The organism is Pantoea sp. R102, from assembly GCF_004916815.1.
Classification (GTDB): domain Bacteria; phylum Pseudomonadota; class Gammaproteobacteria; order Enterobacterales; family Enterobacteriaceae; genus Pantoea; species Pantoea dispersa.
This window is the reverse complement of sequence record NZ_SDFT01000200.1, coordinates 1-7,328: the sequence shown is the minus strand read 5'-3', so window position 1 is coordinate 7,328 and position 7,328 is coordinate 1. Positions and strand designations below refer to the sequence as shown.

Here is a 7,328-nt window from a genome sequence, read left to right as displayed (position 1 = left end):
CGATTGAAGAGAAGCCGCAGCAGCCGAAATCGCGCTGGGCAGTCACCGGCCTCTACTTTTACGACAACCGCGTGGTGGAGTTTGCGAAGCAGGTGCAGCCCTCGGCGCGCGGCGAGCTGGAAATTACCGCCATCAACCAGATGTATCTGGAGCAGGGCGAACTGGCGGTGGAGCTGCTGGGGCGCGGCTTTGCCTGGCTGGACACCGGCACCCACGACAGCCTGATTGAGGCCAGCGTGTTCGTGCAAACGGTGGAGAAACGCCAGGGCTTTAAAATTGCCTGCCTCGAAGAGATTGCCTGGCGCAACGGCTGGCTGAGCGATGAGCAGCTGCTGGCAGCGGCACAGGCGTTGACCAAAACCGGCTACGGCCAGTATCTGCTGGATATTCTGCATGCCCGTCCGCGTCAGTATTGATCCCCTTGCGTGGGAGAGCGACTTCTTCCGCTGCGCCACGGCGCGGCTGACGCTGGATGGCGATGTGCCGCTGGCCGAGGCGCTGCAGCAGCCTTACACGCTGTGGCAGGTTAAGGTGCCGGCGCAGGACAGCGCGGCGATAGATGCGCTGAGCCAGCACGGTTTTCAGCTGGTGGAAGGCGAAGCGGATCTGGCGATCAATATCAAACGCACCGAACGGCAGACCGGCGTGCGCATCGCGCGCGAAGCGCAGATCCCGCAGCTGCGCGCGGCAGCGGCCCAGGCGTTTAGCCAGAGCCGTTTTCGTGCTCCCTGGTTTGACGCTGAAGACAGCGACCGCTTCTACGCACAGTGGATTGAGAACGCGGTGCGCGGCACTTTTGATCACCAGTGTCTGATCGCCTGCAACGAGCAGGGCGCGCTGCAGGGTTTCGTCTCCATGCGCGAAGTCGCCGGTGACGCGCGTATCGGTCTGCTGGCGGTGCTGCCGGCGGCGCAGGGCAACGGCGTCGGTCAGCGTTTGCTGCTGGCGGCAGCCGACTGGGGCCGGGTGCGCCAGCTCGAGCGTCTGCGGGTCGCAACCCAGCTCAGCAATCTTACGGCGATGCGCCTCTATTTACGCAGCGGTGCCCGGCTGGAAAGCACCGCCTACTGGTTTTACAGGAAAGCCTGATGATCCCATTTAACGCGCCCCCGGTTGTGGGCACTGAAGTTGACTATATGCAGTCGGCGATGGCCAGCGGCAAGCTGTGCGGCGACGGCGGCTTTACCCGGCGCTGTCAGCAGTGGATGGAGCAGCATTTTGGCAGCAAAAAAGTGCTGCTGACGCCCTCGTGCACCGCTTCGCTGGAGATGGCCGCGCTGCTGATCGATATCCAGCCCGGCGATGAAGTGATCATGCCGAGCTACACCTTTGTCTCCACCGCCAACGCCTTCGTGCTGCGCGGCGCCACCATTGTGTTCGTCGACGTGCGTCCGGATACGCTGAATATCGACGAAACGCAGATTGAAGCAGCAATCACGCCGAAAACGCGCGCCATCGTGCCGGTACATTACGCGGGCGTGGCGTGCGAGATGGATACCATCATGGCGCTGGCAGCGAAGCATCAGCTGTATGTGATTGAAGATGCGGCGCAGGGCGTGATGTCGCAGTACAAAGGGCGCGCGCTGGGCACCATCGGCCATATTGGCTGCTTTAGCTTCCATGAGACGAAAAACTACACCGCCGGCGGTGAAGGCGGCGCCACGCTGATCAACGAGGCGAAACTGATCGAGCGTGCGGAGATCATCCGCGAAAAAGGCACCAACCGCAGCCAGTTCTTCCGCGGACAGGTGGATAAATATACCTGGCGCGATATTGGTTCCAGCTACCTGATGGCGGACTTGCAGGCGGCTTATCTGTGGGCGCAGCTGGAAGCGGCGGAACGCATCAACCAGCAGCGTCTGCGCCTGTGGCAGAACTATTACGACGCGCTGCAGCCGCTGGCGGCCAGCGGGCGCATTGCGTTACCGGCGGTGCCGGCCAGCTGCCGTCACAACGCCCACATGTTCTATCTCAAATTGCGCGACAGCGAGGATCGCCAGGCGCTGATTAACTGGATGAAGGAAGCTGAGATCCTCACCGTGTTCCACTATATCCCGCTGCACTCCTCACCGGCCGGCACGCGTTTTGGCCGCTTCCACGGCACGGATGCGTTCACTACGCGCGAGAGCGAGCGCCTGCTGCGGCTGCCGCTGTTCTACAACCTGTCGGACAACAACCAGCGTACGGTAATCAGTTCGCTGCTGAGCTTCTTTGCCTGATGTCGTTAGCCAGAGCCTCAGTGTGGACCGCCTCGTCCACGCTGGTAAAAATTGTCGCTGGCCTGCTGGTGGTGAAACTGCTGGCCGTGAGCTTCGGCCCCGAGGGTGTCGGCCAGGCGGGTAACTTTCGCCAGCTGATTACCGTGCTCGGCGTGCTGGCCGGCGCGGGTATCTTTAACGGCGTAACCACCTATGTCGCGCAGTTCCGCCAGCAGCCGGCGCAGCTGCGTGCCGTGACCGGCACCGCGTCGGCAATGGTGCTGGGGTTTTCCACACTGCTGGCGCTGCTGTTCCTGCTGGCGGCGGAGCCCATCAGCCGGGCGCTGTTTGGCCACGCCGCCTGGCAAAACGTGGTGCGCATCGTCGCTTTTTTGCAGCTGGGTATTGCCTGGGCCAACCTGACGCTGGCGCTGCTGAAAGGTTTTCGCGATGCGCGCGGTAACGCGCTGGCGCTGATCGCCGGCAGCCTGATCGGCGTGGTGGGTTATGTGTTGTGCTGGTGGCTGGGTGGCTATGCCGGTGCGCTGGTCGGGCTGGCGCTGGTGCCAGCGCTGCTGGTCGGGCCGGCGCTGTGGATGCTGCGACGCCACCGCGAGGAACTGCCACTGCGCTGGCTGATGCCGCAGTGGCAGCCGGCGCTGGCGCGTAATCTGGCCAAATTTACCCTGATGGCGCTGATGACGGCCGTGACCCTGCCGGTAGCCTGGGTGATGATGCGTAATCTGCTGGCGCAGCAGCAGGGCTGGGCGCAGGTCGGGCTGTGGCAGGGCGTCACCAGCATCTCCGATGCGTATCTGCAATTTATCACCGCCACGTTCAGCGTCTGGCTGCTGCCAACGCTGGCACGGCTGGAGCATAAAGCTGACATCGCGCGCGAAATTGGCCGTGCGCTGCGCTTTGTGCTGCCGGCGGTGGCGGCGGCCAGCTTTTGTGTCTGGCTGCTGCGCGATGTCGCCATCTGGCTGCTGTTTTCCCCGCAGTTCAGCGCCATGCGCGATCTTTTTGTCTGGCAGTTGTGCGGTGACGTCTTTAAAGTAGGCGCCTATGTTTTCGGATACCTGGTGATCGCCAAAGCCTCACTGCGCTTTTATATTCTCACGGAAATCAGCCAGTTTGTGCTGCTGACCGCCTTTGCGCACTGGCTGATCCCATTGCACGGAACGGCGGGCGCGGCGCAGGCTTATATGGCGACCTACGTGCTCTACTTTGCCCTTTGCTGTGGCGCTTTCTTGATTTATTGCCGGAAAAAATGACGCTATTTCACGTGCTGGGCTCCGATATCCCGCATCACAATCACACGCTGCTGCGCTTCTTTAACGACGTCATGAGCGTTGAATCGCCAGCCGACGCGCCGCGTCAGTTTATGGTGGTGTCGGCCGCGCCGGATACCCTGCTGGCCTATCCTCAGCTGCAGATCGACGTGTATCCCAGCAAGCGCGCGCTGGCGCAGGCGGTGATCGCACGCGCCGCCGCTCGCCGTCAGCGCTTCTTCTTTCACGGCCAGTTCAATCCGCGCCTGTGGCTGGCGCTGCTCAGCGGCAAGCTGCGGCGACAGCAGGCGTTCTGGCACGTCTGGGGCGCCGATCTCTACGAAGAGGGCGCCGGGCTGAAGTACCGCCTGTTTTATCTGCTGCGGCGTATCGCCCAGGGGCGCATGGCGCAGGTGTTTGCCACGCGCGGCGATCTGCACTTTTTCCAGCAGCGTCATCCGCGCGTGCCCACTTCGCTGCTCTATTTTCCAACGCGTATGCCGGAGGCCGCGATACCCGCCCCTGCCGCCAGCGACAGCTTTACCATTCTGCTCGGCAACTCGGGCGATCGCAGCAACCGGCACATTGAGGGATTGCAGGCGATTCGCCGCCAGTTTGGTGAGCAGGTTAACGTGGTGATCCCGCTCGGTTATCCGGCCAGCAACTACGAGTACATCGATGAGATTGATGCTGCCGCGCAGCGCCTGTTTCCGCGCGGCCAGGTGACGCTGCTGCGCGACAAAATCGACTTCACTGCCTATCTGCAATTGCTGAGTCGCTGTCAGCTCGGTTATTTTATGTTCGAGCGTCAGCAGGGCATCGGTACGCTGTGCCTGCTGATTCAGGCCGGCATTCCGTTTGTGGTTAACCGTAAGAATCCGTTCTGGCGTGACCTGAGCGAGCAGGGGCTGCCGGTGTTATTCAGCGCTGATGCGCTGGATCGCACGCGCGTGGCGGAGGCGCAGCGTCAGCTGGCGCAGTGCGATCGTTCCGCTATCGCCTTTTTTGCCCCGGGCTATCTGGCGGGATGGCGCCACGCGCTGGCGGAGAGTGAAAGGGAGTCAACATGAGCCTGCTGCAGTTTAGTGGTCTGCTGGTGGTGTATCTGTTTTCGCTGGGCTTCATTCTGACGCTGACCTGGCGCGAATTTAAACGGGTGCGTTTTAATTTCCACCTGTTCTTTACCCTGCTGTTTTTGCTGACCTTTTACTTTGGCTTTCCGCTGACCAGCGTCCTGGTATTCCGCTTTAACGTCAGCGTGGTGCCGGCAGACTATCTGCTGCAGGCGCTGCTGGCCGCCACCAGTTTCTACGCCATCTATTACGTCAGCTACAAAGTGCGGCTGCGGCCTGCGCAGGCGGCGCCGCGCAAACCCTGGCTGACGATGAACCGGGTGGAAACCCATCTGACCTGCCTGCTGCTGGCGCTGGTGGCGGTGGGAACCGTCACGGTGTTCTTTATGCATAACGGCCTGCTGCTGTTCCGGCTGTCGGCCTATAACCAGATCTTCTCCAGCGAAGTGTCCGGCGTGGCGCTCAAGCGTTTCTTCTACTTCTTCATTCCGGCGATGCTGATCCGCTATTTCCTTAATCCTACCCAGCGCCAGTGGCTGCTGTTTTTGCTGATCACGGTGGCGTTTGGTCTGCTGACCTATGCGCTGGTGGGCGGGACGCGCGCCAATATCATCATTGCCTTTGCACTGTTCCTGTTCATCGGCATTACGCGCGGCTGGATTACGCTGTGGATGCTGGTGGGGGCCGGCGTGATGGCGATTGGCGGCATGTTCTGGCTGGCGCTGCGTCGTTACAATCTCGACGTGGTGGGTGATGAAGCGTTTTACACGTTTCTCTATCTGACGCGCGACACCTTTTCGCCGTGGGAAAACCTTGCGCTGCTGCTGCAGAATTACGACAAAATCGATTTTCAGGGGCTGGCACCGATCTGGCGTGATTTCTACGTGTTTATCCCGGGCTGGCTGTGGCCGGATCGGCCATCGATGGTGCTCAACAGCGCCAACTATTTCACCTGGGAAGTGCTGAATAACCACTCCGGGCTGGCGATTTCGCCCACGTTGCTCGGCTCGCTGCTGATCATGGGCGGCGCAGGCTTTATTCCCCTTGGGGCGATAGCGGTCGGGCTGTTGATGAAAGGGTTTGATTCTCTCTACCAGCAGGGGCGCGAAGCCGGCAACCGCTACAGCGGTGCCATTTTGCAAAGCTTCTGCTTTGGCGCGGTGTTCAATATGATCGTGCTGGCGCGCGAAGGGCTGGATGCATTCGGCTCGCGCGTGGTGTTCTTTTGCCTGATTTTCGCCGCCTGTGTTGGGCTGGCGAAGTTACTTTTCTGGCTGTTAGCGCGTGCCGGGCTGATTCGCCCGCGCGCGGAGCCAGTTTTATCGCGCTCTGCTTAACCTCCGGGCCTGACGGGAAATACCGACCATGGAAACCGATCATCCGCGTTATACCCTGCGCGGCATCGATTTACACGCTTTCGCCGATATGGCGAGCTTTCTTCACTTTCTGCTGCCGGACGGCAAGCCGCGCAGCGGCACGCTGGTGGCGATCAACGCCGAAAAGATGCTGACGCTGGAAGAGGATGCCCAGCTGTGCGCGCTGATCGCCGCCGCGGAGATCAAGTACCCGGACGGCATCAGCATTGTGCGTTCGCTGCGTAAAAAGTACCCGCAGCTAACGGTGAACCGCATCGCCGGCGCCGATCTGTGGGAAGCGCTGATGGAACAGGCGGGCCGCAGCGGTATTCCGGTGTTTTTAATCGGCGGGCGTGAGCAGGTGCTGCAGGAAACCTGCGATAAATTACGCCGTCAGTGGAATGTCAACATCGTGGGCAGCCAGAACGGCTACTTCGCTCCAGCCGAACGCGAGGCGCTGTTTGCGCGCATTGCCGCCAGCGGGGCGCAGATTGTGACCGTGGCGCAGGGATCGCCGCGCCAGGAGCTGCTGATGCGCGACTGCCGCGAACACTGGCCGCACGCGCTATATATGGGCGTCGGTGGCACCTATGACGTCTTTACCGGCCACGTCACGCGTGCGCCGCGCATCTGGCAGCAATTAGGGCTGGAGTGGCTGTATCGCCTGATACGCCAGCCATCACGCTGGCGCCGCCAGTTAAAACTGCTGAAATATTTACGCTATCACTGGCGCGGCGATCTGTAACGCGGCAGGAATAGTGCTGTAATTCCGGCAGGTTAAGCAGGCAAATTGCGTTATTTATCGACGGAATGCACAAAGCGTAAGCAAACGCGATTTTTTTATGAAAAAGCACTGGACAGCCTGGAGTCAAATACGTAGTATGCCCATCCGCAACGGCGCTACGCGCCCGTAGCTCAGCTGGATAGAGCGCTGCCCTCCGGAGGCAGAGGTCTCAGGTTCGAATCCTGTCGGGCGCGCCATTTAGTTTGTGCGCAAGAGCTTCGGTGGTTGGTTTAACCGCGTTATGCAGTGCATTAAGTAAGCGGTTACGCTTACGCACCAGAATTATGGTGGCTATAGCTCAGTTGGTAGAGCCCTGGATTGTGATTCCAGTTGTCGTGGGTTCGAGTCCCATTAGCCACCCCAGATTTTGCTGGGACATGCGAAGGTGGCGGAATTGGTAGACGCGCTAGCTTCAGGTGTTAGTGTTCTTACGGACGTGAGGGTTCAAGTCCCTCTCTTCGCACCAGGCAAAACAAGTAAGCAGTAACAGGCAGTACAAAATCGGCGAGTAGCGCAGCTTGGTAGCGCAACTGGTTTGGGACCAGTGGGTCGGAGGTTCGAATCCTCTCTCGCCGACCATCATTTAAGAAACCTGCTTTGCAAAAAGCAGGTTTTTTTTCGTCTGTAGCAAAAGAGGATGAGAACCT

7 protein-coding genes and 4 tRNA genes are annotated in these 7,328 nt (G+C 60.3%); all 11 read left to right on the top strand.

What is annotated here, in order from left to right:
• Positions 1-416: sugar phosphate nucleotidyltransferase (locus tag ERD80_RS18990; RefSeq protein WP_248295874.1), on the top strand; the 416-nt coding region annotated here is incomplete at its 5' end.
• Positions 394-1,089, top strand: a complete 696-nt coding sequence (gene rffC / locus ERD80_RS18985; RefSeq protein WP_136548071.1) for a dTDP-4-amino-4,6-dideoxy-D-galactose acyltransferase — start codon at positions 394-396, stop codon at positions 1,087-1,089. The genes ERD80_RS18990 and rffC, both read left to right, overlap by 23 nt.
• A complete protein-coding gene (gene rffA / locus ERD80_RS18980) occupies positions 1,089-2,219 on the top strand; it encodes a dTDP-4-amino-4,6-dideoxygalactose transaminase (protein WP_021506983.1) in 1,131 nt (376 codons plus the stop codon). The genes rffC and rffA overlap by 1 nt, the downstream gene beginning before the upstream one ends.
• Entirely contained in the window at positions 2,219-3,472 is a 1,254-nt protein-coding gene (wzxE, locus tag ERD80_RS18975) for a lipid III flippase WzxE (RefSeq protein WP_058758104.1), read from the top strand. Before rffA ends, wzxE begins: the two co-directional genes overlap by 1 nt.
• Positions 3,469-4,539, top strand: coding sequence for a TDP-N-acetylfucosamine:lipid II N-acetylfucosaminyltransferase (locus ERD80_RS18970; protein WP_136548069.1), 1,071 nt, complete (start codon positions 3,469-3,471; stop codon positions 4,537-4,539). Before wzxE ends, ERD80_RS18970 begins: the two co-directional genes overlap by 4 nt.
• On the top strand, positions 4,536-5,879 hold the full coding sequence (gene wzyE / locus ERD80_RS18965; RefSeq protein ID WP_021506980.1) for an ECA oligosaccharide polymerase: 1,344 nt from the start codon (positions 4,536-4,538) through the stop codon (positions 5,877-5,879). The genes ERD80_RS18970 and wzyE overlap by 4 nt, the downstream gene beginning before the upstream one ends.
• A gap of 28 nt (positions 5,880-5,907) precedes the next feature.
• Positions 5,908-6,642: a lipopolysaccharide N-acetylmannosaminouronosyltransferase gene (wecG, locus tag ERD80_RS18960; RefSeq protein WP_059010782.1), complete on the top strand. Its 735-nt coding sequence runs from the start codon at positions 5,908-5,910 to the stop codon at positions 6,640-6,642.
• Between the two features lie 159 nt (positions 6,643-6,801).
• Positions 6,802-6,878: transfer RNA gene (locus ERD80_RS18955), tRNA-Arg, on the top strand.
• A gap of 90 nt (positions 6,879-6,968) precedes the next feature.
• Positions 6,969-7,044 (top strand) — tRNA-His (locus ERD80_RS18950).
• A gap of 16 nt (positions 7,045-7,060) precedes the next feature.
• Positions 7,061-7,147: transfer RNA gene (locus ERD80_RS18945), tRNA-Leu, on the top strand.
• A gap of 36 nt (positions 7,148-7,183) precedes the next feature.
• Positions 7,184-7,260, top strand: a tRNA-Pro gene (locus ERD80_RS18940).
• Positions 7,261-7,328 lie beyond the last annotated feature (68 nt).